This is a genomic window from Sphingomonas carotinifaciens (genome assembly GCF_009789535.1).
Lineage (GTDB): Bacteria > Pseudomonadota > Alphaproteobacteria > Sphingomonadales > Sphingomonadaceae > Sphingomonas > Sphingomonas carotinifaciens.
Map to the genome: position 1 here is coordinate 212,868 of NZ_WSUT01000001.1, position 26,209 is coordinate 239,076.

23 protein-coding genes are annotated in these 26,209 nt (G+C 66.9%); 19 read left to right on the top strand and 4 right to left on the bottom strand.

All coding sequences use genetic code 11. From position 1 onward, the window contains the following. The first annotated feature begins 145 nt into the window (after positions 1-145). Positions 146-2,476, top strand: coding sequence for a TonB-dependent receptor (locus GQR91_RS00885; protein ID WP_235904053.1), 2,331 nt, complete (start codon positions 146-148; stop codon positions 2,474-2,476). Positions 2,477-2,750: 274 nt separating this feature from the next. Here GQR91_RS00885 and GQR91_RS00890 read toward each other — a convergent pair whose 3' ends face one another. Continuing rightward, on the bottom strand, positions 2,751-3,416 hold the full coding sequence (locus GQR91_RS00890; protein WP_149682589.1) for a GntR family transcriptional regulator: 666 nt from the start codon (positions 3,414-3,416) through the stop codon (positions 2,751-2,753). A gap of 101 nt (positions 3,417-3,517) precedes the next feature. On the opposite strand from GQR91_RS00890, the gene GQR91_RS00895 reads away from it, so the two are divergent. From GQR91_RS00895 to GQR91_RS00935, 9 genes are all read left to right on the top strand, one after another. Next, complete coding sequence (locus GQR91_RS00895; RefSeq protein WP_149682588.1) at positions 3,518-4,114, top strand: amino acid synthesis family protein; 597 nt, start codon at positions 3,518-3,520, stop codon at positions 4,112-4,114. Further along, positions 4,114-4,947 (top strand): alpha/beta fold hydrolase, encoded by an 834-nt coding sequence (locus GQR91_RS00900; protein WP_149682587.1) that lies wholly within the window; start codon positions 4,114-4,116, stop codon positions 4,945-4,947. The genes GQR91_RS00895 and GQR91_RS00900 overlap by 1 nt, the downstream gene beginning before the upstream one ends. Next, the gene (locus GQR91_RS00905) at positions 4,947-6,419 is read left to right on the top strand and encodes an aldehyde dehydrogenase (RefSeq protein WP_211368529.1); all 1,473 of its coding nucleotides are present in this window, start codon (positions 4,947-4,949) and stop codon (positions 6,417-6,419) included. Before GQR91_RS00900 ends, GQR91_RS00905 begins: the two co-directional genes overlap by 1 nt. Before the next feature lie 12 nt (positions 6,420-6,431). Further along, the gene (locus GQR91_RS00910; protein WP_149682585.1) at positions 6,432-6,932 is read left to right on the top strand and encodes a flavin reductase family protein; all 501 of its coding nucleotides are present in this window, start codon (positions 6,432-6,434) and stop codon (positions 6,930-6,932) included. Beyond that, positions 6,929-8,374, top strand: coding sequence for an NAD-dependent succinate-semialdehyde dehydrogenase (locus GQR91_RS00915; protein WP_149682584.1), 1,446 nt, complete (start codon positions 6,929-6,931; stop codon positions 8,372-8,374). The genes GQR91_RS00910 and GQR91_RS00915 overlap by 4 nt, the downstream gene beginning before the upstream one ends. Positions 8,375-8,472: 98 nt before the next feature. Beyond that, on the top strand, positions 8,473-9,006 hold the full coding sequence (locus GQR91_RS00920) for a hypothetical protein (RefSeq protein ID WP_149682583.1): 534 nt from the start codon (positions 8,473-8,475) through the stop codon (positions 9,004-9,006). 82 nt (positions 9,007-9,088) lie between these two features. Next, entirely contained in the window at positions 9,089-9,340 is a 252-nt protein-coding gene (locus GQR91_RS00925; RefSeq protein WP_149682582.1) for a hypothetical protein, read from the top strand. A gap of 25 nt (positions 9,341-9,365) precedes the next feature. Beyond that, complete coding sequence (locus GQR91_RS00930) at positions 9,366-9,554, top strand: hypothetical protein (protein WP_149682581.1); 189 nt, start codon at positions 9,366-9,368, stop codon at positions 9,552-9,554. 13 nt (positions 9,555-9,567) lie between these two features. Next, positions 9,568-10,848, top strand: coding sequence for a glycoside hydrolase family 130 protein (locus GQR91_RS00935; protein ID WP_149682580.1), 1,281 nt, complete (start codon positions 9,568-9,570; stop codon positions 10,846-10,848). A gap of 6 nt (positions 10,849-10,854) precedes the next feature. Here the strand turns inward: GQR91_RS00935 and GQR91_RS00940 are convergent, their stop codons facing one another. After that, complete coding sequence (locus GQR91_RS00940; protein ID WP_149682579.1) at positions 10,855-11,367, bottom strand: hypothetical protein; 513 nt, start codon at positions 11,365-11,367, stop codon at positions 10,855-10,857. A gap of 110 nt (positions 11,368-11,477) precedes the next feature. On the opposite strand from GQR91_RS00940, the gene GQR91_RS00945 reads away from it, so the two are divergent. Continuing rightward, entirely contained in the window at positions 11,478-12,146 is a 669-nt protein-coding gene (locus GQR91_RS00945; RefSeq protein ID WP_112383093.1) for a response regulator, read from the top strand. Further along, complete coding sequence (locus GQR91_RS19730) at positions 12,143-13,441, top strand: sensor histidine kinase (RefSeq protein ID WP_268878319.1); 1,299 nt, start codon at positions 12,143-12,145, stop codon at positions 13,439-13,441. The genes GQR91_RS00945 and GQR91_RS19730 overlap by 4 nt, the downstream gene beginning before the upstream one ends. A gap of 4 nt (positions 13,442-13,445) precedes the next feature. Here GQR91_RS19730 and GQR91_RS00955 read toward each other — a convergent pair whose 3' ends face one another. Further along, positions 13,446-13,958, bottom strand: coding sequence for a hypothetical protein (locus tag GQR91_RS00955; protein ID WP_149682578.1), 513 nt, complete (start codon positions 13,956-13,958; stop codon positions 13,446-13,448). A gap of 87 nt (positions 13,959-14,045) precedes the next feature. Between GQR91_RS00955 and GQR91_RS00960 the strand changes: the two genes are divergently transcribed. Next, positions 14,046-15,980, top strand: coding sequence for a putative bifunctional diguanylate cyclase/phosphodiesterase (locus tag GQR91_RS00960; protein WP_160146785.1), 1,935 nt, complete (start codon positions 14,046-14,048; stop codon positions 15,978-15,980). A 30-nt stretch (positions 15,981-16,010) separates the two neighbouring features. Here the strand turns inward: GQR91_RS00960 and GQR91_RS00965 are convergent, their stop codons facing one another. Further along, complete coding sequence (locus GQR91_RS00965) at positions 16,011-16,904, bottom strand: crotonase/enoyl-CoA hydratase family protein (RefSeq protein ID WP_149682576.1); 894 nt, start codon at positions 16,902-16,904, stop codon at positions 16,011-16,013. 140 nt (positions 16,905-17,044) lie between these two features. Here GQR91_RS00965 and GQR91_RS00970 point away from each other — a divergent pair, with 140 nt between their 5' ends. The 6 genes from GQR91_RS00970 (at position 17,045) to GQR91_RS00995 (ending at position 26,169) form a co-directional block, all read left to right on the top strand. Beyond that, positions 17,045-17,485, top strand: coding sequence for a hypothetical protein (locus GQR91_RS00970; RefSeq protein WP_149682575.1), 441 nt, complete (start codon positions 17,045-17,047; stop codon positions 17,483-17,485). A gap of 84 nt (positions 17,486-17,569) precedes the next feature. Then, positions 17,570-19,801 (top strand): TonB-dependent receptor, encoded by a 2,232-nt coding sequence (locus GQR91_RS00975; protein ID WP_235904051.1) that lies wholly within the window; start codon positions 17,570-17,572, stop codon positions 19,799-19,801. Next, the gene (locus GQR91_RS00980) at positions 19,801-20,889 is read left to right on the top strand and encodes a PepSY-associated TM helix domain-containing protein (protein WP_149682574.1); all 1,089 of its coding nucleotides are present in this window, start codon (positions 19,801-19,803) and stop codon (positions 20,887-20,889) included. The genes GQR91_RS00975 and GQR91_RS00980 overlap by 1 nt, the downstream gene beginning before the upstream one ends. Before the next feature lie 51 nt (positions 20,890-20,940). Beyond that, positions 20,941-23,493: a PAS domain S-box protein gene (locus GQR91_RS00985; RefSeq protein WP_211368530.1), complete on the top strand. Its 2,553-nt coding sequence runs from the start codon at positions 20,941-20,943 to the stop codon at positions 23,491-23,493. A 627-nt stretch (positions 23,494-24,120) separates the two neighbouring features. Continuing rightward, positions 24,121-25,104 (top strand): ferritin-like domain-containing protein, encoded by a 984-nt coding sequence (locus GQR91_RS00990; RefSeq protein WP_149682573.1) that lies wholly within the window; start codon positions 24,121-24,123, stop codon positions 25,102-25,104. Positions 25,105-25,158: 54 nt separating this feature from the next. After that, positions 25,159-26,169, top strand: coding sequence for a ferritin-like domain-containing protein (locus GQR91_RS00995; RefSeq protein ID WP_112383084.1), 1,011 nt, complete (start codon positions 25,159-25,161; stop codon positions 26,167-26,169). The last annotated feature ends 40 nt before the right edge of the window (positions 26,170-26,209 follow it).

The following is a 26,209-nucleotide window of genomic DNA, read 5'->3' on the forward strand; positions in this document are numbered from 1 at the left end:
TGGACGACTTCCGGTGCACTTTCAAGAGGGTGTGCCGTTGCCGATGTTTACCGCGCCGATCATCGTGACACTGCTGGCAAACCATTGATTCACCGAAGCATATTGACTCAATGATATACCATAACACATGGGTGCCCCATTCAGGGTGGGTGGGGTAAAGACGGTGTGTTTTGAAAAGCTTAGGTCGGGCATCACAGTGTCTTGCGCTGCGGCTGCCTTTGCGATCTGCGCCGCCGAGCCGGTCTCCGGGCAGGAAGCTTCTGTCGAACGCGAGGAGGAGAGAGACGACGAACGTCGACCGCGTCACACCGACATCGTAGTCACTGGCCAATCGTTGAGCGTGGAGGAGTCGCCACTACCGGTCCAGGTCCTGGCGGGTGAGGAACTGGCACATCGCCGCCAGGGCGGATTGGGTGAGACACTGGCGGGCCTGCCGGGTGTTCACCTCGACAATTTCGGGGGCGGGGCGTCGCGACCGGTCATCCGCGGACAGACGCTGCCGCGGATCGAGATCCTGAGCGATGGTGCCAATCTGTACGACGCTTCATCGGTTTCGCCGGATCACGCCATTACGACCGATCCGCTACTGCTCGATGCGATCGAAATCCAGCGCGGACCGGCGGCTGTCCGCTATGGCGGTAACGCGAGTAACGGCGCAATCAACCTCATCGACGGCAAGATTCCCAAGACCTTGCCCGTCGGCGGGCTGACCGGCGCGACCGAGATACGCTACGGCACCGGCGATCAGGAAAAGACCGTCGTTGGGCGTGTCACCGGCAGCCTTGGCCAGTTTGCCGTCCATGCCGAGGGCGCACGCCGAGCGGCCGAAGACTATGCCGTGCCGGGTAGCTACGGGTCCGACACCCTTCGTGACTCCTTCGCCCAAAGCACCAGCTATGCCGTTGGCACCTCCTGGGTCACGGCAAAGGGATATCTTGGCGCCGCCTATACACGGGTCGAGAACCGGTATGGCCTGCCCGGACATAGCCATGCCAATGGTGTGTGCCACCTGCATGGCTACCCGTTCCCCGAGCCGGGTCGGATCGACCTGCACTGCGTGGGGCATGGCAGTTATCAGAACCCGTTCACGAACCCGGATAGCGATACCGCGCTGATCAATCTGCGCAGCGAACGCGTCGATGTGCGCGCAGACTATGTCGATCTGCTGCCGGGTATCGCGAATGTTCGGGTCAGGGGATCGTACACGGACTACCGCCATGACGAGATCGACGGGCCGATCCTATACAGCCGCTACACGAACGAGGTTTGGGATGGGCGTCTGGAGCTTACCCATAAACCGCTGTTCGGCTTCACCGGCACATTGGGTGCCCAATATACCGATGGCACGTTCAACGGCCTCAACCTCATCAACCTGCATGTTCCGCCTTCGGACGGCCTGGGCTTTCACGGCACGCCCGATTATCGAACAAGGAGCGTCGGCATCTTCCTGAACGAGCGCCGCAGCTTCGGCGCGGTCGATATCGAACTGGCTGCCCGCAAGGACTGGCGCACGATCAACGTCCCGGTTCCGGGCGCATTCTACATCAACCTCGAAGAGGAATATCAGGGCTATTACATCGACACCTATGGCGCGAACTGGCGGGAAGCCGTCGAACAGGAATATCGCGCATGGTGGGTCGAGGACAATCCGGACCGCAAGCACAACCCCTTTTCAGCCTCGGTCGGGGCGACCTGGAACATCCGGGGTGGCTATTCGATAGCATTGTCGCTGGCGCATACGGAGCGGGCGCCGAACATGCGCGAACTGTTCGCTGACGGCAGCAACCTTGCGACCAACAGCTATGAGGTTGGCCTGTTGGCAAGTCCGAACTTCGTCAAGACCTATCTGCCGGACGAAATGCTGGCCGACGATGACGTCATGGAGCGGACCAGGGCAGCCAACGTCACTTTTCGCAAGGCGGGCGGGCCGCTCGCTTATGAAGTCGGCATGTTCTATCAGAAGGTCGACAACTACATTTTCGCGCATCTTCTGGAAACAGAGATGGGAACAGGAACCCGGCACAACTTCCTGCTCTACACGGCCGTCGATGCCGAGTTCTACGGTGTGGATGGTCAGGTGAGTTATCAGCCGACGCCAGCCTCACGCGTCACCGTCTTTGGTGACTATGTCCGTGCGAATGTCAGGAACAGTGACGACAACCTGCCCCGCATCCCGCCGGGGCGGCTGGGTACGCGTTACGAACACAGGGTGGGGCCTCTGTCGGGCGACGTGGAATATTCGCATAGCTTCGGGCAGGACAGGGTCGCATCCTATGAGACACCCACATCCGGCTATGACCTGGTGAACGCGACGCTCAGCTACCGGTTCGATCTGGGTCAGGTCAAGGCGGTCGAGCTCTATGTCCGGGGTACGAACCTGCTCAACGATCTGGCGTTCGTGCACACGTCGTTCGTCAAGGATCAGTCACCGCTGCGCGGGCGCAATTTCGTGATCGGGATGCGCCACGCGTTTTGAGGGAAGCGGTGCCCAAAGCTACAGCTACACCGACGGCGAAGGCTTGCTGCCGCCGCGTGCAGCCCAACTTTTCCGGAACGCCGAGCCATGCTCCACGACGGGGCGTGGTTCACGGCTCAAATCGTCGCGGATAAATCTTACAAGGTGCGTATGTCCGCGACGCAGCCGGCGCTGGGTCGCATGACAAGCGACGTTGATTGCAGCCCAATCCGGGTGGATCAGCCAGCGCGACAGGAGCGGGTAAAGACGAACATCCGCGGATGCGGAAGCGGGCTCAACCCTGCCGCAACCGATCGCAGGCGATCGTTGCCGCCTCCTGGACATGCTCGCGACACGCCGCTGCTGCAGCGTCCGGTTCATGCGCCTCGATCAGGGAGACGATGCGCGTCAATCGGCTGAGGCCCGCGGCTTGCCGCCCGACCACCGATAGCGTCATCGCGCGAAGCTGGCTTATCCGGCTGTTCAGCCTTTGCACGATTTCCCACGCAATATCGTGGCCGCCGGTCGTGAAGATGATCTCGTAGAAGCGCGTGGTCGCCCGCAACGCACCGGTGGGATTCCGATCCTTGTGCGCCTGCGCAATGTCCTGAAGCGCGGCGTGAAGGTCCCGGATCGTCGTGGCGGTCGCCACCCGCGCGCAAGCCGCGACGGCGGAGGATTCGAGCTGGACGCGAATTTCATAGATCTGTTCGGCCTGCCCGACGCTCAGGCTGGCAAGGCGCGGGCCTGAAGGCGTGCCCTCCACAAGGCCTTCGGACTCCAGGTTGCGGATGACCTCCCGAATGACGGATCGGCTGACCCCCAGACGCTCGGTGAGTGTGCGCTCCACCAGCCGTTCGCCGGGTGCGATCCGCCCTTCCAATATCGCGTCGCGCATCCTGTCCAGCGCCATGAGGCGCAGTGTTTGCGGCCTGGTCTCGATCCTGTCCAACGCGTTCATTCGTCCATTTCCCCCATCTTGCTGGTCCAATCCATATGATCCCTGTTGTCAACACGCAATCTCATGGTATACCAACAGACAGAATACGAGGGAGAGCAGGCATGGCTTTGAACATCCGTAAGATCGTGACCTATACCGAAGAAGTCCGGATCGAGGGCGAGCGCGCGGCAGACCGCCCCGTCACCACCGTCATGGTGGCAGTCGTCCTTACAAATCCATGGGCGGGACGGGGTTTCGTCGAGGATCTTCAGCCGGAGATCCAGACCAATGCGTCCGATCTAGGCGCGCTGATCGTTGCCCGGCTGGTCGCCGCGATCGGAGGCGCCGACCGGATCGAGGCGTACGGCAAGGCCGCGGTGGTGGGAGCGAACGGCGAAATCGAACATGCCTCTGCGCTGATCCACACGCTGCGCTTCGGCAATCATTATCGGGAGGCGGTGAACGCTAAATCCTATCTCAGCTTCACCAACAAGCGTGGCGGGCTGGGTACGTCCATCCAGGTGCCGATGATGCACAAGGACGATGAAGGACAGCGGTCGCATTACATCACTGCCGAATTCTCGATCAGCGACGCGCCATTGGCTGATGAAATCGTGGTCGTACTGGGCGCGGCGGATGCCGGGCGCGTGCATCCGCGCATCGGCAACCGCTATCTGGATCTGGAAGCGATCGCGGCAGAAAAGCAGGCGCAGGCCTGATGAGGGCGGCGCACGCGCTGCGGCCGGTGCCGCCCCCGGCGGGATATCGCGACACCGGCGGTGATGGCCCCGTGGTCGTGCTGATCCATGGCGTCGGGCTGGACAAGGACATGTGGGCCGCTCAGGTGGAGGCGCTGCGCACCGATCGCCGCGTGATCGCGGTGGACATGCTCGGCCATGGTGACAGTCCTCAGCCTCCCGCCGGCGCGACGTTGGAAGATTATGCCGAGCATCTGCGTGGGGTGCTGGATGCGCTGGGCGTGGCGAGCGCGGTGCTTATCGGATTTTCCATGGGTGCGCTGGTGGCCAGAGCCTTCGCGCTGGCATGGCCCGACCGGGTGGCCGCATTGGTGCTGTTGAACGGGGTGTTCGCCCGCTCGCCCGAGGTGCGTGCCGCGATTGTGGCGCGCGTCGCGGAGGTGGAGGCCCACGGGCCGGCGGCGAATCTCGATGCCGCGCTTGAACGATGGTTCAGCCCGGACTTCCGGCGCATCCATGCGGACTATATCGCACGGCTGCGTGGCCGGTTCGCGGCCAACGATCCTGTCGGCTATGCCCGCAGCTATCGCCTATTCGCCACCGGGGACGCCTATGGGCTCGACCGGCTGGGCGAAATCGCCGCCCCCACGTTGGTTGCCACCGGCGAGCATGACGTGGGATCGACGCCCGCGATGGCGCAGGCGCTGGCCTCGCACATTACGGGCGCGGCGGTGCGCGTCATACCCGGCGCACGTCACATGATGCCGGTGGAGATGCCGGCCGAAACCAACGCGCTGCTGCGCGGCTTCCTCCAATCCGTCGCGCCGCAGAGGCGTGTCCCCGGAGATCGCTGATGTTGACCGAATTCCTGATGCTGGTGAACGGCGAACGGGTGAGCGCCCGGTCCGGCCGGACCTATCGATCGCTGAACCCCGCTACCGGGGAGCCATGGTCGGTGCTGCCCGATGCCGATGAGGCGGACGTCGATGGCGCGGTGCAGGCAGCCGATGCGGCGTTTCGCGATGCCGCCTGGGCGAAGCTGACCGCGACCGCGCGGGGCAAGCTGCTGCGCCGACTGGGCGACCTGATCGCCGAGCATGCCGGCGAACTCGCCGAACTGGAGACGCGCGATAATGGCAAGCTGATCCGCGAAACCCGCGGGCAACTGGCCTACCTACCTGAATTCTTCCATTATACCGCCGGGCTGGCCGACAAGCTGGAAGGCGGCACGCTGCCGATCGACAAGGCCGACATGTTCGCCTTCACCGTGCCGCAGCCACTTGGCGTGGTCGCCGCGATCGTGCCGTGGAACAGCCCGCTCTATCTGACCGCGATCAAGCTGGCGCCGGCGCTCGCCGCGGGCAATACAATGGTCATCAAGCCCTCCGAACATGCCTCTGCCAGCATCCTGCGCATGGCCGAGCTGGTGGCGCAGGCGGGCTTTCCCGCAGGCGTGGTCAACGTCGTCACCGGCTATGGCGCCGGGGCGGGTGCCGCGCTGACGCGGCATCCGCTTGTGCGGCGGGTTGCGTTTACGGGTGGGCCGGCGACGGCGCGGCACGTGGTGCGGGCGACGGCGGACAATTTCGCGAAGCTGTCGCTGGAACTGGGTGGGAAATCGGCGAACATCGTGTTCGGGGATGCGGACCTGGGAGGGGCGGTGAACGGGGCGGTCGCGGGGATCTATGCCGCGTCGGGGCAGAGTTGCGTCGCGGGGTCGCGCCTGCTGGTGCAGGATGCGATCTATGATCGGTTCGTCGCCGCGCTGACCGAGCGTATGAAGCGGATTGCGATCGGCGATCCGATCGACCCGGCGTCCGACATGGGACCGATGGCGACCGAGCAACAGCTGGGCGTGGTCGAGACGATGGTGGCGCGCGCACGCGAACAGGGCGTCACGGTGCTGGCCGGCGGCAAGCGGCCGGACCGGGCAGGCTGGTTCTACGAGCCGACGCTGCTGGAATGCGCCAGCGATACCCTGGACATCGTGCAGAACGAGGTGTTCGGCCCCGTCGCCGCGCTGCTGCGCTTCCGCGACGAGGCGGAGGCGGTCGCACTGGCGAACGGCACCGAATATGCGCTGGCGGCGGGCATCTGGACGCGCGACCTGGCCCGCGGGCATCGCATGGCGCGCGACGTCCATGCGGGCATCGTCTGGGTCAACACCTACCGCGCGGTATCCGCCATGGCCCCGATCGGCGGATATGGCGCCAGCGGCTATGGCCGCGAGGGCGGCATCCATTCCGTCCTGGATTATACCGAACCGAAAACCGTGTGGGTCAACCTGTCGGAGCAACCGATGGGGGACCCGTTCGTGATGCGCTGAGGAGAGAGAAAGATGACGGACGCTTCCATCGATCCGGGCCTGTTCCGGCAGGCGCTGGCAGGGTTTCCCTCGGGGGTGACGGTGGTCACCACGCTGGGCGACGACGGCCGCATGGTCGGCTTCACCGCCAGCGCGTTTAGTTCGCTGTCGCTCGATCCGCCCCTGGTACTGGTGTGCCCGGCGCTGACCTCGTCCACCTATCCCCATCTGGTGCGGCGCCAGCGCTTTGCGATCCACATCCTGGCCGCCGGCCAACAGGCGATAGCAATGGCCTTCGCCTCGAAGGGCACGGACAAGGTCGCGGCGCTGGACTGGCGAGAAAGCGAACTTGGCAATCCCATTCTGCCTGGTGCGGCCTGCGTGATCGAATGCACGCTGTGGCGGGACTATGAGGGCGGCGACCACGCGATCGTCGTCGGCGCGGTGCAACGGATCGATCACGCCGATCGATCCGTTCTGCTGTATCACCGAGGTGCCATGGCGGATCATCCGCCGATCGCGGAGGCCGCATGACGCTGAAAGACCTGCATCCCTGGCGCGAGGGCGCGCTGATCGACAGCACTTGGATCGCGGCATCGCCCGGTCAGGGGACACCCGTCCATGATCCGGCCGATGGCGCGCAGATCGCCGAAGTCCCGTCGCTGGGCGCCGAGGAAACCAAGCGCGCGATCGCCGCGGCGCAGGCCGCGCTGGGCGGCTGGCGCGCGCGTCCGGCGGGTGAGCGGGCGGATATTCTGATGCGGTGGTATGCGCTGATGCTGGAGCATCAGGAGGCGCTGGCGCGGATATTGACTGGGGAACAGGGCAAGCCACTGGCCGAGGCGAGGGGCGAGATACTGTACGCGGCGGGGTTCCTCCGCTGGTTCGCCGAGGAGGCGCGGCGGATCGATGGCGAGATCATCCCGGCACCGCGCAGCACCCAGCGCATCCTGGTGTGGCAGGAGCCGGTGGGCGTCACCGCCGCGATCACGCCGTGGAACTTCCCCGCCGCGATGGTGACCCGCAAGGTCGCTCCGGCGCTGGCGGCGGGTTGCACGATGATCCTGAAGCCCGCGCCGGAAACGCCGCTGACCGCGCTCGCCCTAGGCGCACTGGCCGAGGAGGCGGGGGTGCCCGCCGGCGTGTTCAACATCGTGCCCGGCGATGCCGCGGCGATCGGCAGCGCGCTGATGGACAGTCCGGTGGTCCGCAAGCTGTCCTTCACCGGGTCGACCCCGGTCGGGCGCATGCTCTACGCGCAGGCGGCGCCGACGCTGAAGCGGCTGTCGCTCGAACTCGGTGGCAACGCGCCCTTTATCGTGTTCGACGATGCCGATCTGGATGCGGCGGTGGACGGCGCGATGCTGGGCAAGTTCCGCAACGCGGGCCAGACCTGTGTCTGCGTCAATCGCTTCCTGGTGCAGGACGCGGTGCACGACCAGTTCGTCGATCGCCTGCGCGAGCGCATCGCCAAGCTGGTCGTCGGCCCCGGCACGGACCCCGGCGTCACCATCGGCCCGCTGATCAACGAGCGCGCGGTGGTGAAGGTGGACGATCATGTCGCCGATGCGGTGCGCCGTGGCGGTCGACTGGTGGCCGGCGGCAAGCGCGACCATGGCCTGTTCTACCAGCCGACGCTGATTGCCGATGTCCCTGCCGATGCGCAGATCGCACGCGACGAAACCTTCGGGCCGCTGGCCGGCATCATCCGCTTCCACACCGAGGAGGAGGCGATCCGGCTGGCCAACGATACCGAATTCGGGCTCGCCGCCTATGTCTATACCCGCGACATCGGCCGCGCGATGCGCGTCTCGGGGGCGTTGGAATATGGCATGGTCGGGCTGAACGAGGCGGCGATCTCCACCGAGGTGGCGCCGTTCGGCGGCATCAAGGCATCGGGCATGGGACGCGAGGGATCGCGCCACGGCATCGCCGAATATCTGGAACTGAAATATGTGATGATGGGCGGGCTGTAGCGGCCGGACTCGCTGGTTAACGGCGGTGCAACGCCGGGGTGCGATTTCGCACCCCGGCCATGTGGACAAAAGGGGTACATGCCGACTAGGGCGACGCCGTGGCTGCGTCCTTGTTTCTTCTTCTTGCAGTGGTGTTGGCGTTTACGGGCGGCGTAGGGCCATGGGTGGTGATGGGCACGGTGGTGGTCGCCACCGCCGCCGGTACCAGCCTGCCCGACCTCGATACGCCGCTGAAGCTGCGGCATCGCAGCGCGATGCTGCACAGCATCCTGCCGCTGCTGGTCGCATTCCAGGACAGGCGAACCTGGCCCGTCGCGGCCGGGTTGGGCTTCGGCATCGGACTGCATCTGGCCGCCGACCTGTTTCCCAGCAAGATGCGCGGCTTTGCCACGATCAAGCTGCCGCTATGGGGCTCGATCGGCCCGGCGCTGTCCTATGTGTGGATCGCCGCCAATGCCGCGGCCAATCTGGTCGGCGCGATGATGATCCTCAGCCGCATCGCCGACCGGCAGATGATGATGGGCGTGCTGGTGGGGGTGGGGGTGCTGGGCATCGCGTACCTCATGCGCACCGATGGCGGCTGGTGTGCGCTGGCGATGTTCGCGGTGATCGGGTGGCTGGCCCTGCGATAGCATAACCTGCATCTGCATCTTGGAAAACTTTCGGGGCCGTTCGCGCGTTGGGGCGCGGCAGGACCAAAGGAGAACCGGGCCGATGACCGATACCGCCACCCCGAGCGCCACCCCCACCGCCACCACCGTGCGCCGCCGCGAGATCGCCACCGAACATCTGTTGTTCAAGCTGATGGAATATGTCGAGGACAAGCATCCCGGGCTGCTCGACTTTCTGGAAAACGGCCTCGACCATCTCGGCGACCCGGCCGCGGGCGAGGACAAGGATGACGAACAGGTGCGCGAGATCGCGCGCCGCATGATCGTCGGCGCCCGGCGCGAAGGAACGGCCTAGAGCAAGATTCGGGGCGCTGCACTTCGTGGGCTTTCTTGGCGACGAATATGCCCGCGCGGTGCGCATCTTCGGTCCGCCGGATTTCATCCATATTGGCTGGGATCGCTGGGCAAAGATGGAAATCATGCCGGGCGACGTCGCGATCTTCGCGACCGGAGAGGCAGAGGACCATCCGTCGGATCACAGCTTTCCCGATATTTGCGAACTTCCATGAAAGATCTTGAGTGATGAAAGCCGCCGACGTTTTCCACACGCTGGACATTACGCTGAAGCCCGACCCCTCGCGCACGGTGATCCGGCCGTTCAGCTTCAACTATCCCGATGCGTTCAGCAATGGGCGACCGACACGGGCGGAGGCGGTGGCCGCGCGGCTGATGGCGCTGGACCCGGCGATGCGCCAGCGTATCCTGGATCTGCTGCACCATGCGATGCGCACCCGGCATCGCAACGTCGATCAGGTGTTTCTGCGCCGGTTCGAGGAGGTGAAGGATCAACTGGGCGTGACGGTGGAGGCGAGTTGCGACCGGTTGCTGATCGGCGCCTATTTCAGCCAGGAATATGCGTTCGAAAGCGCCGCGCTGTTCAACCCGTCGATCGTGCCGGTTCCCGATCAGGACCCGGATGATGACAATATCGCCTTCATCCTCTCGTTGCGGGGGGTGGGCGAGGGGCACGTCTCGTCCGTAACCTTCCGGTCGGGTAGCTGGGACGGGGGCAACGGGCTGGTGATCGATCCGCCGAGTTCGCAGGGCGTACCCCCGCGCGTGGAAAAGGGCGACGATGACGGCTGGGTGCGGCTGTGTTCCGAGGAAAGCCAGGACATATCCGAAACGGTGATCTTCCCGATCCTGCCCAGCCAGCGGCAGGGCGTGGAGGATTTGCGCATGGTGCATTTCACCGATCACGATGGCACGCAGAGCATCATCGGCACCTATACCGCATTCGACGGGCGCGAGGCGCGGGCCGAGCTGATCCGCGGCATTGACCTGCGCACCTACGAGATGCGGCCGCTGGCCGGGGCGATGGCGGCGTACAAGGGCATGGCGCTGTTCCCCCGCCGGGTGGATGGCCGTTTCGTGATGCTGGGCCGGCAGGACAATGAGAATATCTGGCTGCTCCGGTCCGACGACCTGCATTGCTGGGAAACCGGCGAGATCATCATGCGTCCCAAATACCCCTGGGAATTCGTGCAGATGGGCAATTGCGGGTCGCCCATCGAGATCGACGAGGGCTGGCTGGTGTTTACCCACGGGGTAGGGCTGGTGCGCGGATATTGCGTGGGCGCCTGCCTCCTGGACAAGGACGATCCGTCCAAGGTGCTGGCGCGCACGCCCTCGCCGCTGCTGTTTCCCAGTGCGGAACAGCGTGGCGGCTATGTTCCCAACGTCACCTATAGTTGCGGCGCGCTGCTCCATAAGCGCCGGGTGCTGCTGCCCTACGCCATTGGCGATGAATTCAGCGCCTTTGCCGTGGGCAGCGTCGACGACCTGTTGAGCGTGATGGTGTAAGGCGGCTCAGCCGGCCGGGGGCGGCACCGGCGCTTCGCGGTCGCCGGGCGCGCCCTCCCGATCCTCGTCGCGAGCGGGGCCGGGGCGATGACCGGGCCCTTCCTTCGGGTGACCATGGCCGGGGCGTGGCCCCACCTGTTCCACCGTGCCATTGGCGGACACCAGATAGGCGGCACGGAGCTGGCCATCGTCGAAGCGCCCCTGAACGGAGATCGTCTGCCCCGCGACGGGCGGGTGATCGGGACGGCCGGCATCGACCATCGCCCGGCCGCTGCCGTCGGCCATGACGAAACGGTCGCCATAGACCTCCGCCACCCGGCCCCTGATCGTCACGATCCCCTGCGAGGTCGCCAGTCGGGCGATCGGTGTGACGACGGTGGGTGCCATCTGGATCGCCGGGTGGGACAGGGCAGCGCCGCCAGCACCACCCGCCGCGGCGCCGATGCCAAGCAGCGCCACCGCCAGCACCGCCCGTCCGCCCGCCGACATCCGCGTGATCCGATCGTTCAACTTGCCCATGACATGATCCTTTGCCTTGTTGTCGACCGGCAGATAGCGCCGCGCGGTGGGCGCTTCGCTGAACCCCGCGGTTCAGTTTCGGTTTAGCCTGAGGGGGTAGCGAACGCGCGATGCGCATCCTGTTGGTAGAAGACGACGCCGATCTGGGCCCCGCCATCGCCAAGGCGCTGCGGTCGGAGAACTGCGTCGTGGACCTAGTCACCGACGGCATCGATGCCGAGCATCTGGGCGATACCGAGAGCTATGACGCCGCCGTGCTGGACCTGGGGCTGCCGCGGCGCGACGGGGTATCGGTGCTGCGCGCCTGGCGGGAGGCGGGCCATGGGTTGCCCGTCCTGATCCTGACCGCGCGTGACGGCTGGTCCGACAAGGTGGCGGGGTTCAAGGCGGGCGCAGACGATTTCCTGACCAAGCCGTTTCGTATCGAGGAGCTGATGATGCGGCTGCGCGCGATCGTCCGGCGTGCGGCCGGGCATGCGGCGACGACCATCACCTGTGGGCCGCTCAGCTATGACAGCCAGAGCGGCCGGTTCGAGCGGGACGGCTTTCCGCTTCGGCTGACCGGTCTGGAGTGGCGGGTGTTGTCGACGCTGATGTTGTCGAAGGACACGGTGATCGAGCGGGGGGCGCTGATCGAGCGGGTGTATGAGATGAACGCCGAGGGCGATTCCAACAGCCTGGAGGTGATCATCGGGCGGTTGCGGCGCAAGGTGGGGGCAGAGCTGATCGAGACGGTGAGGGGGCGGGGGTACCGGCTGACGGCGGAGGGGCGGCGGTGAGGGCGTGGCCGCGATCGATCCGGGGGCGGATGCTGGCGCTGTCGGTGGTGGCGGGGATGGTGGCGCTGGTCCTGGCGGCGGTGGCGACGACGGGCATATTGACGCGGGTGGTGACCGACGGGATCGACCGGCGGCTGGATGCGCAGATCGCCCTGCTGGCGAGCAGCGTGACAGCCGATGGGCGCTTCGATGCGGCGCGGCTGGCGGCGGTGCGCCCGGCGCTGGAGGCGGGGCCGGGCTGGGACTGGCGGATCGCGGGGCCGGGCGGGGTAGCGGCCAGCGACACCTTCCTGCTGGCGCCCGACGAAGGGCCCGTGCGCCATCACGACCGGCCGCGTACCCGGCGCGGGCGGGGGCCGGACGGGGCGCCGCTGCACGCGCGCGAGGTGGTGCTGGCGACCGGCGGCGGGCGCGTCGTGCTGAGCGCGGCGGCACCGCGCGGGATCGTCGAGCGACCCATTCGCGATGCGGTGACGCCGCTGCTGACGCTGCTCGCCGTGTTGATCGCGCTGCTCGCCGTCGCCGCGGTCGTCCAGGTCTTTTACGGCCTGCGACCGCTGCGCGCGATCGAGCGCGCGATCGTCGCGGTTCGCGACGGGCGTGCCGATGCGGTGCCGGAGGATCAGCCCGCCGAACTGCGTCCCCTGGCGGAGGAATTGAATGCGCTGGTCCGCGCCAACGGTGCCGCGCTGGCCGCCGCGCGGCAGTCGGCGGCCAATCTGGCGCATGCGCTCAAGACCCCGGTGGCCGCACTCGCGCTGGAGCTGCGCGACGATCCGCCGCGCGCGCATCTGGTCGACCGGATCGATGCCACGTTGCGCCATCATCTGGCGCGCGCGCGCGACCGGGTGGTGGGGCGACGCCCCGATACCGACATCGCCGAGGCGGCCGGGGCGCTGGCCGCCACCTTGCGCAAGTTGAGCGGCGGGCGCGTCGCCATCGACACCGCCATTGCACCCGGCCTTCACGCCGCGATCGAGCCGGGGGATTTCGACGAGCTGCTCGGCAACCTGCTCGACAATGCGGTGCGCCATGCGGCCGGGCGCGTGGACGTGAGGGGGCAGGCGATCGCGGGCGGGGTCCGCCTCTGCGTGGAGGATGACGGGCCGGGCATCGCTCCGGACGCACGGGAACGCGCGCTGGCGCCCGGCGTGCGGCTGGACGAACGTGGCGAGGGGCATGGCTTCGGCCTGGCGATCGTGCGCGAGTTGAGCGAGCTGTATGGCGGGCGCCTGGAGCTTGCCACGGGTGCCGCCGGTGGCTTGCTGGTCACGGTGATCCTGCCGCGCGGATAGGGCGTCAGCCGTCCCGCCACGCGGCCATGGCCGCGCGATACGCTGCCTCCGCGCGGGCGCGGGATTTTTCCAGCCGGGCGGCGGTGCGCTCATGCTCGCGGTCCAGTTCGCGACGCTCGCGCCGGATCGCCGCCTCGCGTGCCTCCACCGCCGCACGCGCCGCCGCATAGGCCTGTTCGGCGTCCTCCAGCGCGGCCTCGGCTGCGTTCAGGGATTTGCGCGACGGGCGCGGCGGGGTTTTTCGGGCCGGCGTGGCAGATGGTGTAGGCCGGGGCTTCGAGGCGGGAAGGGCGGCAAGGTGATCGGCGATCGACCCACGCGCCTTGCGCACGACCTCGCCGGGACGGGCCAGCGGTTCGGCGGTCAGGGCGGGATCGGTCACCACCTCCGCGGCGCCGCGCGCGAACAGATTGACGTCCGCCCCCCAGGCGGTCAGGGCCGCCTTCTGGCTGGGCGCGGCGACATAGGCGTCGTGAAATCCGATCGGCGTCCGGAAGACCTTCAGCTTGGCAGGCATGACCGGTAAACGCCCGAACCCGGCGATCGGCGACAAGGCGCTATGGTTGTTGTGTAAAAGCCGATAGTTGGCGCGTGGGAGATGGGTATGACGCGCTTGATCGATCGGCTGAGGCAAGTTCGGCATTCCGACGAACGGATCACCGCACAGGTGCGTGCGGTGCTCGTGGAATCGCTGTACGCCTCTCCGCAATCGCTTATCATCGGCGCGTTGACCAGCAGCGCGATCGCGGCCGTCGTCGGCTGGTATAGCGGCGATGCCTGGCTGATCTGGTGCGGGCTGTTGATCGGTCTGGTCGGTCTGGTGCGGATCGGCGATGCGGTGCGGCTGTACCGGCACGAACGACGCGGCGCGGCATCGGTCCGGCGACAGGAACGCGGCTATCGGTTGGGGGCGCTGAGTTATTCGGGGCTTCTCGGGCTGTTCGGGCTGTTGACCCTGACCCGCACCGACCACGGCGTGCTGCAACTGCTCTCCGTGACCACCGCGATCGGCTATGCCGCGGGGATCGCCGGGCGTAATGCCGGGCGGCCGTTGATCGCGCTGGCGCAGCTGTGCTGTGCGTCGCTGCCGCTGGTGGTCGGGCTGCTGATCGCGCTGCAGCCGCTCAAGGCCGTTCTGGCGGTCGTCATCCTGCTGTTCGTGGTGGCGATGATGGACATCACGCTGCAAACCTATCGTGCGATCCTGAAGGCGACGACGGTGTCGGCCGAGAACGCGGCGCTGGCCGAGCATCATGCGCTGCTGGCGCGGCGCGACGACCTGACCGGCGTGTCCAATCGCACCGATTTTCGGGAACGGTTCGAGGCGCGGTTGCGGCATTTGCCCGTGGCGGGCGGCAAGCTGGTGCTGTTGTGGCTGGATCTGGACCGGTTCAAGGAGGTGAACGACAGTTTCGGGCATCTGGCGGGCAATGCCCTGCTGGTCGCGGTGGCCAAGCGCCTGAAGGATGCGTTCGGCGACAGCGGCATCGTCGCGCGCCTGGGCGGGGACGAGTTCGCGATCATCTGTTCCACCCCGAACGGCAAAGGCGCGGCCGAGATCGGGCGGACCATGCTGCAACTGGTGAAGCAGCCGGTGCTGCACGGCGGCCATACGCTGCGCACCACCGCGTCGATCGGCGTCGCCATCGCTCCGGAAAACGGCGGCGACGCCGATACCCTGCTGAAGAACGCCGACCTGGCGCTGTACCGCGCCAAGGAGGGCGGGCGGGGGCAGTTGTTCTTCTACGAACCGGTCATGGACGAGAAGATCGAGCGGCGCCGGCAGCTTGGCGCCGAGCTGCACGGGGCGCTGGAGCGCGGCGAGTTCCACCTGATGTTCCAGCCGATCTTCGATCTGGGCAGCGGACGGGTCCGTTCGTGCGAAACGCTGCTGCGCTGGACCAATCGCCGATACGGAGCGGTGTCCCCGGCCGAGTTCATTCCGGTCGCGGAGGACAATGGCCAGATCGTGGCGATCGGCACCTGGGTGTTGCACGAGGCGTGCCGCGCGGCGAAAAGCTGGCCGGACGAGGTCACGATCGCGGTCAACCTGTCGCCGATCCAGTTGCGCTCCACCAATCTGGCGCGGGTCATCACCGATGCGCTGGATGCCACCGGCCTGCCACCGGAGCGGTTGACGCTGGAGGTGACCGAATCCGTGCTGCTCGACGATGTCGATGCCTCGCTGGCCGCGCTGGAGGCACTGAACCAGATCAAGGTCTGCACGACGCTGGACGATTTCGGTACCGGCTATTCCTCGCTCAGCTACCTGACCCAGTTCCCGTTCCAGACGCTGAAGATCGACCGGTCGTTCATCACCGACCTGGAGCGGAGCCCCGCGTCGATCGCGATCGTGCAGACCGTGGTCGATCTGGCGGCCAAGCTGGGCATGCGCACCATCGCCGAGGGGGTGGAGACGCAGGCGCAGATGGATCAGCTGCGCCGCACGCGTTGCGACGCGGTACAGGGTTTCCTGCTGGCGGAGCCGATGCCGGCGAACATGGTGGAGGCCATGTTCGCCGGTGACAACCCGAGCTAGTCGGGAGGTCGAGCTAGTGGATCGGCCGGATCATCCGGCCTTTTCCAGCAGGCGGGTCTGTGCGCCGATCAGGCGGCGCATCAGTTTCAGGTCGCCTTCGCTCAGGCGCAGGGCGGCATCGGCCCACAGGTCGACCACCGCCTCAAGCTCGGCCAGGGTCAGCGGATTGACCGCGCGCGACGCTTCATAGATCGCGCAGTGCGCGCTGTGGCGCCGGCGATTGTGGCGGATATAGTCCTCCACGACGCGCCGTCCCTCGCCGGGCTCCGCAAGGCCGTGGACGAGGCCCATGTCGTACAGCTCCTCCGCGCTGTAGGTGCGACCGCTGAGGATCATCTGTTCGGCGCGCGCCGCGCCCAGCCGGCGCGACAAGAAGCAGTGCGCCCCCATGCCGGGGAACAGCCCGAACAGCGTTTCGGGCAGGCCGAAACTGGCGCCCCGTTCGGCGATGACGACGTTGAACGACAACAGCGCCTCGAACCCGCCGCCCAGCGCATCGCCCTGGACCAGCCCGATGGTGACGATGGGGCGTTCCAGCCCCAGCATGTTGCGGTGGAGGATCGCGACGCAGGCCCGGCCATAGCGGACCAGTGCCGCCCGGTCGCCCGCCCGGATATGCTGAGAAAACAGATGGAGATCGCCGCCCAGCGAGAATATGCCGGGAAAGCTGGAGCCGAGCACCAGATAGCGGATCCGCATCGCCCCGGTGACGCTGGCGCGGACGATGTCGTCCTGCCAGCGGGCGAATTCACCGAGCAGGTCGGGATTGAAGCTGGGCCGGGTGCGCGGGCGCATATAGGTCCACAGCGTGTCCAGATCGGGATCATGGCTGACGTCCAGTTGCGCGAGGCGGAACAGCGGCGCGGGGTCGGCCGCGGGGCGGGTGTGCAGGCCGGCCGCGACGGAGGGATCGTGGATGGTCATGGGTTTTCCTCTGGAAGCGCAGCGTGATGCTGCCGCCTGAGGATAGATCGGCGATGCACTGCGCGGGAATTCGCCTGAACCGCACCAAAGGGGCAAATTGTCCGGGTGACACAGGGGGTTGATACCGGTAGGCGGCGCATGTGCAGGTCGTCCGGCATCTTCTGGCGCAACGCCGTCTGGCCGTGCTGATCTGCGCGGCGGCGTTGCTGATGAAGCTGCTGATCCCGGCCGGATATATGATCGGCAGCGATCACGGCCGCCTGTCCATCATCCTGTGTTCCGGTATCGCTGCGCCGGCAGGGGAGGCGGTCGCCGCCATGCCGATGCCGGCCATGCACGGCGAGATGGCCGATCACCGCGCGCCGGAAAAACACGGAAAGGCGGGCGATCATGGCAGGGCGGAGATGCCATGCGCCTTTTCCGGCCTGTCGACCGCCAGCCTGGGCGCGGTCGATCCCGTGCAACTCGCCGCGCTTATCGCCTTCGTCATGGCGATCGGGTTGGCGGGGGTGTTGCTGCCCATGCCGGCGGGGCCCGCCTATCTTCGGCCGCCCTTGCGGGGACCACCGCTTCACCTTTGACCGCTCGCGTTTCGGCCTGGCCGCTGCGCGTGTTCGTTCTGCGGCCCGGCGGCGTGAGCGTCGGACCGGTCAAAGGCATCGATCATGACCAGACCAGTTTTCGGCGCGGCGCTTGCCGTGCCTTGCCTCCTGCTGACGACCATGGCGGGCGCGCAGGCGCGCGATCCTTCGACATCGGCTGTGCGGGGCGATGCGACGCCGGCGTCGACCATCGTCGTGACCGGGCAGCGCGATCCGCTGAAGCTGGACGACTGGGCGCAGGCGGGAAGTCGTCTGGGCCTGTCGATCCGCGAGACGCCGGCCAGCGTCGAGATACTGACCCAGGACGAATTGCAGATGCGCGGCCTGCGCACCGCGCGCGAGGCGTTCAACGACGTGGTGGGGGCGATTGCGGGCAATGTGCCGGGCAATCCCGCGGTGGTGACCTTGCGCGGCTTTGCCGGCAACACGGTGTCGATCCTGCAGGACGGGGTGCGCGTATCGGCCTCCACCGTCGTCCAGCGCGACACCAATATCTGGCATTACGACCGGGTGGAGGTGCTGAAAGGCCCGGCTTCCGTTCTGTATGGCGAGGGGGCGCTGGCCGGCGTCATCAACAAGGTGACGCGCAAGCCCGTGGCGGGGGAGCGGCATGTCGACATGCTGGTAAGTGCGGGCAGCTTCGGCACCGTGTTCGCCGCCGGTGGCGTCAACCTGCCGGTGTCGCCCGATCTCGCGGTGCGGGCGGATGCCAGTTATCAGCGGTCGGACAGCCTGTACGATGTCGACAATAACGACAGTTTTTCGGCCGGGCTGACCGCCAGTGCGCTGTGGCGACCCGGTGATCGCCTGTCGCTCCTGATCGCGGTGGAGCATTTCGAGGACCGCTACGACGCCACCTATCAGGGATTGCCGCTGATCCCGGCGGCCTTTGCACTGCAGCCGACCGATGCCGTGCACTCGAACAGCGGACTGGTCGCCGACCGGGCCCTGCGCCGGCGCAACTACAACCCGCTCGGCGCCTATTCGGGCAGCAACGAGACGACGCTGCGCACCCGGCTGGACTGGCAGGTGGCGGGCGGCTGGACGCTGGCGATCGACCTGACCGGCTATACCGCCGACCGCGCCTTCCTGCTGGCGGACAATCAGGTGTTCCGGGCGCCGAGCGCCGGCTTTCCGAACGGCAGCTTCATCCAGAGCTATCAGGATTTCCGACACGATCACCGCTTCTGGAATGCGCGCGGGGTGATCGGTCATGACGGCCCCGTTGCGGGCCTGCGCAATCGCTTCAGCCTGGGGGTGGAGCATAACGACACCGATTTCAGCAGCCTGCGCCGGCAGGCGCCGACGAGCGCGCTACCCGCCGTCGATGTCCGCCGCCCGGCGGTGGTGCCGCCCCCGACCTCGCCCGCGATCTTCACCAGCGGCGACGTCACGTTCGACTCGCGGCTGAAACAGACCTCCGTCTTTGCGGAGGATGCGCTGAACCTGACGAACACATGGTTGCTGGTGGGCGGCGTGCGCTGGGATCACATGGCGCTCGACCGCGCGACGATCCAGAATGTCGGCGGGGCGGTGGACCGCAACAGCCCGACCTTCGACCCGGTATCCTGGCGCGCGGGCACCACCTGGGACGTGGTGCCGGGGGTCACGCTCTACGGGCAATATACCACCGCGGTGTCGCCCGTATCCTCGATCCTGCTGGCGTCGGTGGGGAATAGCCGGTTTCGGTTGACCAGGGGGCGCGCGTATGAGGCGGGGTTCAAGGCGAGCGGGTGGAGCGGCCGGGGGAGCGTGACCGGGGCGGCGTACCGTATCGAGCAGCGGGACATATTGACGCGCGATCCAAGCGACCCGGCGCGGTCGGTGCAAGGCGGTCGCCAGTCGTCGCAAGGCGTGGAGTTGAGCGCGGTGGTGATGCCGGCCAGGGGGATGCGGCTGGCGGGGGGGGCGTCCTATGTCGAGGCGCGGTACGATGCGCTGTCCGAACTGGTGGGCGGGGTGCGGGTCGACCGGAGCGGCAACCGGCCGGTCAACGTGCCTGCCACCACCCTCAACGCCTCCGCGCTCTATACCACCCGGGGCGGGGTGTCGCTGGGCGGGTTCGTGCGCCATGCCGGGGCCTTCTTCACCGATACCGCGAATACGATCAGGGTGGCGGGGCATGCGGTGGTCGATGCCAGCCTGTCCCTGCCCGTCACGGCGCAGGCGACGGTTTCGGTGCGCGGACGCAACCTGACCGATGCGTTCTACGGCGAATATTCCGGCTATCCCAGCACCAACGTCTATATCGGCGCACCGCGATCGTTCGAGGTCGCGCTGGCGGCGCGGTTCTGATGCGCCTGTTCGCACGGCGCCTGCATCTGTGGCTGGGCCTGGGGCTGGGTGGGCTGTTCGCGCTGCTCGGCCTGACGGGGTCGGCGCTGGTCTTCTACACGGGGATCGACGCCGCGCTGCACCCGGCGGTGCGAGTGGAGCACGGCGCGCCTGCGCCCGATGCGGGGTCGCCGGTATGGGACGTCGCATTGGCGACGGGGATGCAGAGCCGGCATCATCCCGGCGGCAAATGGACGTTCGAGGTGACGGGGGAGGGCGGGCCGATCGCGGCGCGCTATTATCCCGCCCCCGGCCATCACGGCGACCGCGAGATGATCTGGTTCTCCGCCGACGGCAAACGGATCGTGCGCGCCGAGCCTTGGGGCGGTTACCTGATGAGCTGGCTGTACCAGCTTCACATGCAGTTGCTGGCCGGCGAGATCGGACATCAACTGGTCGGCTGGTCCGGCGTGGCGATGCTGGTGCTGCTGGTCACCGGCATCTGGGTGTGGTGGCCGCGGGGGGAATGGCGCAAGGCATTGGCGTTCAAGCGCCACGCCGCGCCGATCCGCCGGTTGCGCGACCTGCACAAGCTGTCCGGCCTGTGGAGCATGGCGTTGCTGTTCGTGCTGGTCGCGACCGGGGTGCTGCTCGCCCTGCCCAGCGTTGCCCAGGCGGTGTTCGCGCCCGCCGACATCCCGGAGCCCCATGGCGCCGCCACCGGGGCACGGCGGATCCCGATCGTCCGCGCGCTGGCGGTGGCGCAGCGGGCGCTGCCCGACGGACGGCTGACCTTCTTCGACGTGCCGATGACGCCCGAGGCACCGCTGCGCATGCGTTTCCAGGTGCCGGGCGACCCGCATCCGCGCTTTCCCGGCAGCTATGTGTTCGTCGATCAGGGAACCGGTGCGGTGCTGGCGGTCCATGACGTGCGGCGGGGCGGGCGGGGCACGAGGCTGGCGGCCTGGATCCGGACCCTGCATGACGGCACGGTCGGTGGGGTGGCGACACGGATCCTGGCGGTGGTGCTGGGGCTGGTGCCGGCCATGCTGTTCGCCACCGGGGTCCTTCACTGGCTGCGCCGGCGCCGGGCGCATACGAAGCCTTGATGTCGATCAACTGTTTTCAGCGCCCCGGCTTTGCGCTAGATCGGCGTCGCTTTGTCGGACCATCGCACCATAGTACCGGAATCGAGCGTCGCCGAGCGTAACCGGCCGGGTTTCCTGACAGGCGGAGGCGCGTGCGCGCGGCTGATCGAGCACCGGGACTGGTCGCGCACCCCGCTCGGGCCGATCGAGAACTGGGACCAGGCGCTGCGCACCGCGACCGCGATCCTGCTGCGCTCGCCGGTGCCGATCGTGATGCTGTGGGGCGCCGACGGGGTGATGCTCTACAACGATGCCTATTCGGTCTTCGCCGGGGCACGCCACCCTGAGCTGCTCGGCTCCAACGTGCGCGAGGGATGGGCCGAGGTCGCCGACTTCAACGACCATGTGATGAAGGTCGGGCTGGCCGGGGGCACGCTGCATTATCACGACCAGGAATTGACACTGTACCGCCATGGGCGGCCCGAGCAGGTGTGGATGGACCTGGACTATTCCCCCGTCCTCGACAGCGAGGGGGTGCCGGCCGGGGTGATCTGCTTCCTGGCGGAGACGACGGCGCGGGTGGAGGGGGAGCGGCGCACCGCCTTCCTGCTGGCGCTGTCCGATGCGCTTCGCCCGCTCGACACACGCGCCGCGATCACCAGCATGGCCTCGGAACGGCTGGGGGAATGGCTGGGCGCCAGCCGGGTTTTCTATGCCGAGATCGCCGACGGGCACATGACGGTGGAATGCGATTATGCGCGCGGTGTGCCCACTATTGTCGGCCATCATTCGCTGGAGGCGTTCGGGCCGGACCTGCTCGGCGCATACCGGGCAGGGGTGCCGGTCGTCTCCTATGACGTGCCGGGCGATCCGCGGCTGAACGACGAGGCGCGCGGCGGGCTCGCCGATCGGCGGGTGGGCGCGTTCATCGACGTCATCCTGTTCAACGAAAGCCGGTGGGTGGGCATCCTGGCGGTGCAGTCCGCCACCCCGCGCAACTGGACCGCGGCGGAGGAAAGCCTGGTCCAGGAGGTCGGCGAGCGGGTGAAGTCCGCAGTCGAGCGGGCGCGTGCCGCCGAAGACTTGCGCACGCTCAACGAAACGCTGGAAGAACAGGTGACGGCACGGTCGGCGGAGCGCGACCGGCTGTGGTACCTGTCGCAGGACATGCTGGCGCGCGCCGATTATGCCGGCATGATGTCCGCGGTCAGCCCGGCCTGGTCGCGGATGCTCGGCTGGAGCGAGGCGGAGCTGCTGGATCGCGGCTATGCCAGCTTCATGCATCCCGAGGATGCGCCCCCGACACTGGCGGCGATCGCGCACATGGCCGAGACGCGGCAGCCGACCCGGTTCGAAAACCGGATCGCGACGCGTGGTGGCGGCTGGAAACATATCGAATGGACGGTTTCGCCCGAGACGGACGGCGTGAACTTCGTCGCGGTCGGCCGCGACCTGAGCGATGCCAAGGCGCGGGAGGTGGCACTGGCGGCGGCGCAGGAAGCCCTGCGACAGAGTCAGAAGATGGAGGCGATGGGCAGCCTGACCGGGGGCGTCGCGCATGATTTCAACAATCTGCTGACCCCGATCATCGGCTCGCTCGACATGCTGGTGCGCAAAGGGGTGGGCAGCGAGCGCGAGCGCCGCCTGATCGAGGGCGCGCTGCAATCGGCCGAGCGTGCCAAGACCCTGGTCCAGCGCCTGCTGGCGTTTGCCCGGCGCCAGCCGCTGCAGCCGGTGGCGGTCGACGTGGCCCGGATCGTGGACAGCATGGCCGGGCTGATCGGATCGACGCTGGGGCCGACCATCGCCGTCGAGACCGCGCTGGCACCCGACCTGCCGCCGGCGCGCGCCGACCTGAACCAGCTTGAGATGGCGCTCCTGAACCTGGCGGTGAACGCCCGCGATGCGATGCCCGATGGCGGACGGCTGACCATCGCCGCCGCCCGCGAAAGCGTGCGCAAGGGCGACGGGCGCGACGTTCCGCCAGGCCATTATGTCCGGTTGGGCGTCGCCGATACCGGTTCCGGCATGGATGCCGAAACGGTGAAGCGCGCGATCGAGCCGTTCTTTTCCACCAAGGGGATCGGCAAGGGCACCGGCCTCGGCCTGTCGATGGTGCATGGCCTGACCGCGCAGCTGGGCGGCGGGCTGACGATCGACAGTGCGGTCGGCGCGGGTACGACGATCAGCCTGTGGCTGCCGATCAGCGCCACCGCGGTCAGCGACGACGAGCCGCTCCTCGAGGCCGCGCCGGCCTTGCAGGCGGTGGGCACAGCACTGCTGGTCGACGACGAGGATCTGGTGCGGATGAGCACCGCCGAGATGCTCGCCGATTTCAGCTATGCGGTGGTGGAGGCGACGTCGGCGGAAGAAGCGCTGCGGCTGCTGTCCGCCGGGCTGGAGCCCGATATCCTGGTCACCGACCATCTGATGCAGGGGATGAGCGGGGCCGAGCTGGCGCGCCTGTTGAAGACGACGCATCCGGAGCTGCCGGTGCTGATCGTATCGGGCTATGCCGAGGAAGACGGCATCGATGCCGATATGCCACGGCTGACCAAGCCGTTCCGCAATGCGGATCTGGCCGCCAGCCTGGCGGCGCTGTCGGTGCCTGCCCGGATCGGGTGAGGCGACCGGCGCCGCGATGCGCCGATCGATGACGACGGTGTCTTTTCGCCGATCCCGGTTGCCGTAGAACAAGGCCGGGCAGGGGAGCGCAGCGCGTGGCATGCATGGGCGCGCCGGTGTGCGGGCGCGGCTGTCTCTTTTCACCGATCGGCCTGCGTGATCGAGGGGGGTGACAGGGTTGTCGTGATCCGATCGTCAGGCCGCCAAGGCATTGCCGCGGGCAGAGCCATGGGGCCGGTGACCGACATTTCTTTCCGGCGCTTTGCAGGTACGTAATCGTACATTGCGAGAAAACTTGTCCGCAGATGCGTCGATTTACCCCCCATCCGCGTATCTGCTGTGTCGGGAGTCCACAGGGAAGGCGGTACTTCGACGATCCGGTCTGCCATAGTTGATAACGAAGTTCGGCTCCGCTTGTCGTAAGCATCAAAGATCATCTTTACCGTACATGTTGAATATATCGTTGACTGAAACAGCTCATGCTCTGCGGTAAAGCCGCGGAGCTATCGTTGTTTGGCAAATCTGTGATTTATAAGTTTTTGTAAATCTGAGTTAGTTGCTATTGCAAAGTTGAAATTCGTCATGTTACGCACATCGTTACAAGAATAAGTGACTAGGAGATGCGTAATGGGCAATCAGATCGATCCGATAATTGATGCGCTCGAATCGCGTGCTGAAAGGCGCAATGACCGTCGCGCTTTCTTCACGGCTGCATTGGGCGCGGCGGCGGTGGGCACGGCCTTCGCCTATTCCGATCCGGCAAAAGCGCAGGCAGCGGTTACCGATGCCGACATATTGAACTTCGCGCTGAACCTCGAATATCTGGAAGCGCAATTCTACCTCTATGCGGTAAATGGCACAGGTCTTCCGGCCGCGTTGACCGCGGCCGGGTCGGGCACGGCGGGGGGAACGGTCACGGGCGGTGCCCGCGTCGATTTCACCAGCGACCCGAATGTCGGTGCCTATGCGCGCGAGATCGCCGCGGACGAGCAGGCCCATGTCCAGTTCCTGCGCACCGCATTGGGAAGTGCGGCCGTGGCGATGCCCAACATCAACATCTCCGGTGCCGCCAATGGTCCGTTCACCGCAGCGGCCCGGGCCGCAGGCGTCGTGGGCGCCACCGAAACCTTCGACCCCTATGCCAATCCGAACAACTTCCTGCTGGGCGCCTTCATCTTCGAGGATGTCGGGGTGACCGCCTACAAGGGCGCGGCACCGCTCATCACCAACAAGACGTTTCTGGAAGCGGCGGCCGGTATCCTTGCGGTCGAGGCGTATCATGCGGCGATCGTGCGCACGACGCTCTATGCCAAGGGCATTCCGGCGTTGATCGATGCGACCGAGCGGATCTCAAACGCCCGCGACGCGCTGGACGGCAGCCCGGCCGAAGACCGGATCCGTGGCATCGGTCCGGACAGCGATCAGGGCATCGCGCCGTCGGGCAGCGACAACACGCTGACCTCCAACATCGCGCCGCTGAACGTCAACGGGCTGGCCTATAGCCGGACGCCCGGTCAGGTCCTGAACATCGTCTATCTGAACGCGGCCACCACCACCATGGGCGGGTTCTTCCCCAATGGCGTGACCGGCAGCATCCGATCGACCACGTGAGCGTCCCGCCACGTCCAGATGCCCTGACCTATCCTTTCATCCGGGATGACTCTCATGATTGATCATCGCAAAGCGCTCGATATCCTCGCCGCAGCCGACGCGCGTCGCGCCGCCCGGCGACAGTTCCTCAAGGTCGCCGGCGGCAGCACCCTTGCCCTTGGCGGCGCGACCCTCTTGTCCGGCTGCTTCGATTCCGAGGGCGACGATGCCCCGATGCCGACGCCCACCCCCACCCCGGCGCCGCCCGCGGTCACCGACAGCGACATCCTGAACCTGGCGCTGAACCTCGAATATCTGGAAGCGCAATATTACCTGTTCGCGGTCAACGGCACCGGCCTTCCCGCCAGCCAGACCGCCAGCGGCACGGGCGCGGCGGGTGGCACCGTCACCGGCGGCGCGCAGGTGAATTTCACCGGCGACCCGCTGATCGGCGCCTATGCCCGCGAAATTGCGGCGGACGAGGCGGCGCACGTCGCCTTTCTGCGCACCGCGCTGGGATCGGCGGCGATCGCCATGCCCAACATCAACATTTCGGGCGATGCCAGCGGCGCCTTCACCGCGGCCGCGCGGGCGGCGGGCGTGGTCGGGGCCACCGAGACGTTCAACCCTTATGCCAACCCCAACAACTTCCTGCTGGGTGCCTATCTGTTCGAAGATGTCGGGGTCACCGCCTACAAGGGCGCGGCGCCGCTGTTGACGAGCAAGGTCTTCCTGGAGGCGGCAGCCGGCATCCTGGCGGCAGAGGCCTATCATGCCGGTCTGGTGCGGACCGTGCTGTACGCGCGCGGCGTCGGTACCGCGGCGCTGCTGACGGCGAGCAGCCGCATCTCGGACGCGCGCGACGCGCTCGACCAGGGTGGCGATACCGATCAGGGGCTTACCACCGCGGCCGGAGCCGCCAACATCGTTCCGGCCGACGAGAACGCGATCGCCTATAGCCGCAACAGCCGTCAGGTGCACAACATCGTCTATCTGAACACCAACGGCGCGAACCTGAACGGGGGCGGCTTCTTCCCCAACGGGACCAACAACCCCAATCCGACGCTTCGCGTGGGACTGCCCTGATCCTCACGGCCAAGCGATGATCGGGAGGGGGCCCATGTGC

What these genes read in the sequence shown, in the direction of transcription:
- GQR91_RS00890 (WP_149682589.1), bottom strand. Translation starts at nt 3,416, where the DNA reads ATGAACGCGTTGGACAGGATCGAGACCAGGCCGCAAACACTGCGCCTC.
- GQR91_RS00895 (WP_149682588.1), top strand. Translation starts at nt 3,518, where the DNA reads ATGGCTTTGAACATCCGTAAGATCGTGACCTATACCGAAGAAGTCCGG.
- GQR91_RS00900 (WP_149682587.1), top strand. Translation starts at nt 4,114, where the DNA reads ATGAGGGCGGCGCACGCGCTGCGGCCGGTGCCGCCCCCGGCGGGATAT.
- GQR91_RS00905 (WP_211368529.1), top strand. Translation starts at nt 4,947, where the DNA reads ATGTTGACCGAATTCCTGATGCTGGTGAACGGCGAACGGGTGAGCGCC.
- GQR91_RS00910 (WP_149682585.1), top strand. Translation starts at nt 6,432, where the DNA reads ATGACGGACGCTTCCATCGATCCGGGCCTGTTCCGGCAGGCGCTGGCA.
- GQR91_RS00915 (WP_149682584.1), top strand. Translation starts at nt 6,929, where the DNA reads ATGACGCTGAAAGACCTGCATCCCTGGCGCGAGGGCGCGCTGATCGAC.
- GQR91_RS00925 (WP_149682582.1), top strand. Translation starts at nt 9,089, where the DNA reads ATGACCGATACCGCCACCCCGAGCGCCACCCCCACCGCCACCACCGTG.
- GQR91_RS00935 (WP_149682580.1), top strand. Translation starts at nt 9,568, where the DNA reads ATGAAAGCCGCCGACGTTTTCCACACGCTGGACATTACGCTGAAGCCC.
- GQR91_RS00940 (WP_149682579.1), bottom strand. Translation starts at nt 11,367, where the DNA reads ATGGGCAAGTTGAACGATCGGATCACGCGGATGTCGGCGGGCGGACGG.
- GQR91_RS00945 (WP_112383093.1), top strand. Translation starts at nt 11,478, where the DNA reads ATGCGCATCCTGTTGGTAGAAGACGACGCCGATCTGGGCCCCGCCATC.
- GQR91_RS00955 (WP_149682578.1), bottom strand. Translation starts at nt 13,958, where the DNA reads ATGCCTGCCAAGCTGAAGGTCTTCCGGACGCCGATCGGATTTCACGAC.
- GQR91_RS00960 (WP_160146785.1), top strand. Translation starts at nt 14,046, where the DNA reads ATGACGCGCTTGATCGATCGGCTGAGGCAAGTTCGGCATTCCGACGAA.
- GQR91_RS00965 (WP_149682576.1), bottom strand. Translation starts at nt 16,904, where the DNA reads ATGACCATCCACGATCCCTCCGTCGCGGCCGGCCTGCACACCCGCCCC.
- GQR91_RS00975 (WP_235904051.1), top strand. Translation starts at nt 17,570, where the DNA reads ATGACCAGACCAGTTTTCGGCGCGGCGCTTGCCGTGCCTTGCCTCCTG.
- GQR91_RS00980 (WP_149682574.1), top strand. Translation starts at nt 19,801, where the DNA reads ATGCGCCTGTTCGCACGGCGCCTGCATCTGTGGCTGGGCCTGGGGCTG.
- GQR91_RS00990 (WP_149682573.1), top strand. Translation starts at nt 24,121, where the DNA reads ATGGGCAATCAGATCGATCCGATAATTGATGCGCTCGAATCGCGTGCT.
- GQR91_RS00995 (WP_112383084.1), top strand. Translation starts at nt 25,159, where the DNA reads ATGATTGATCATCGCAAAGCGCTCGATATCCTCGCCGCAGCCGACGCG.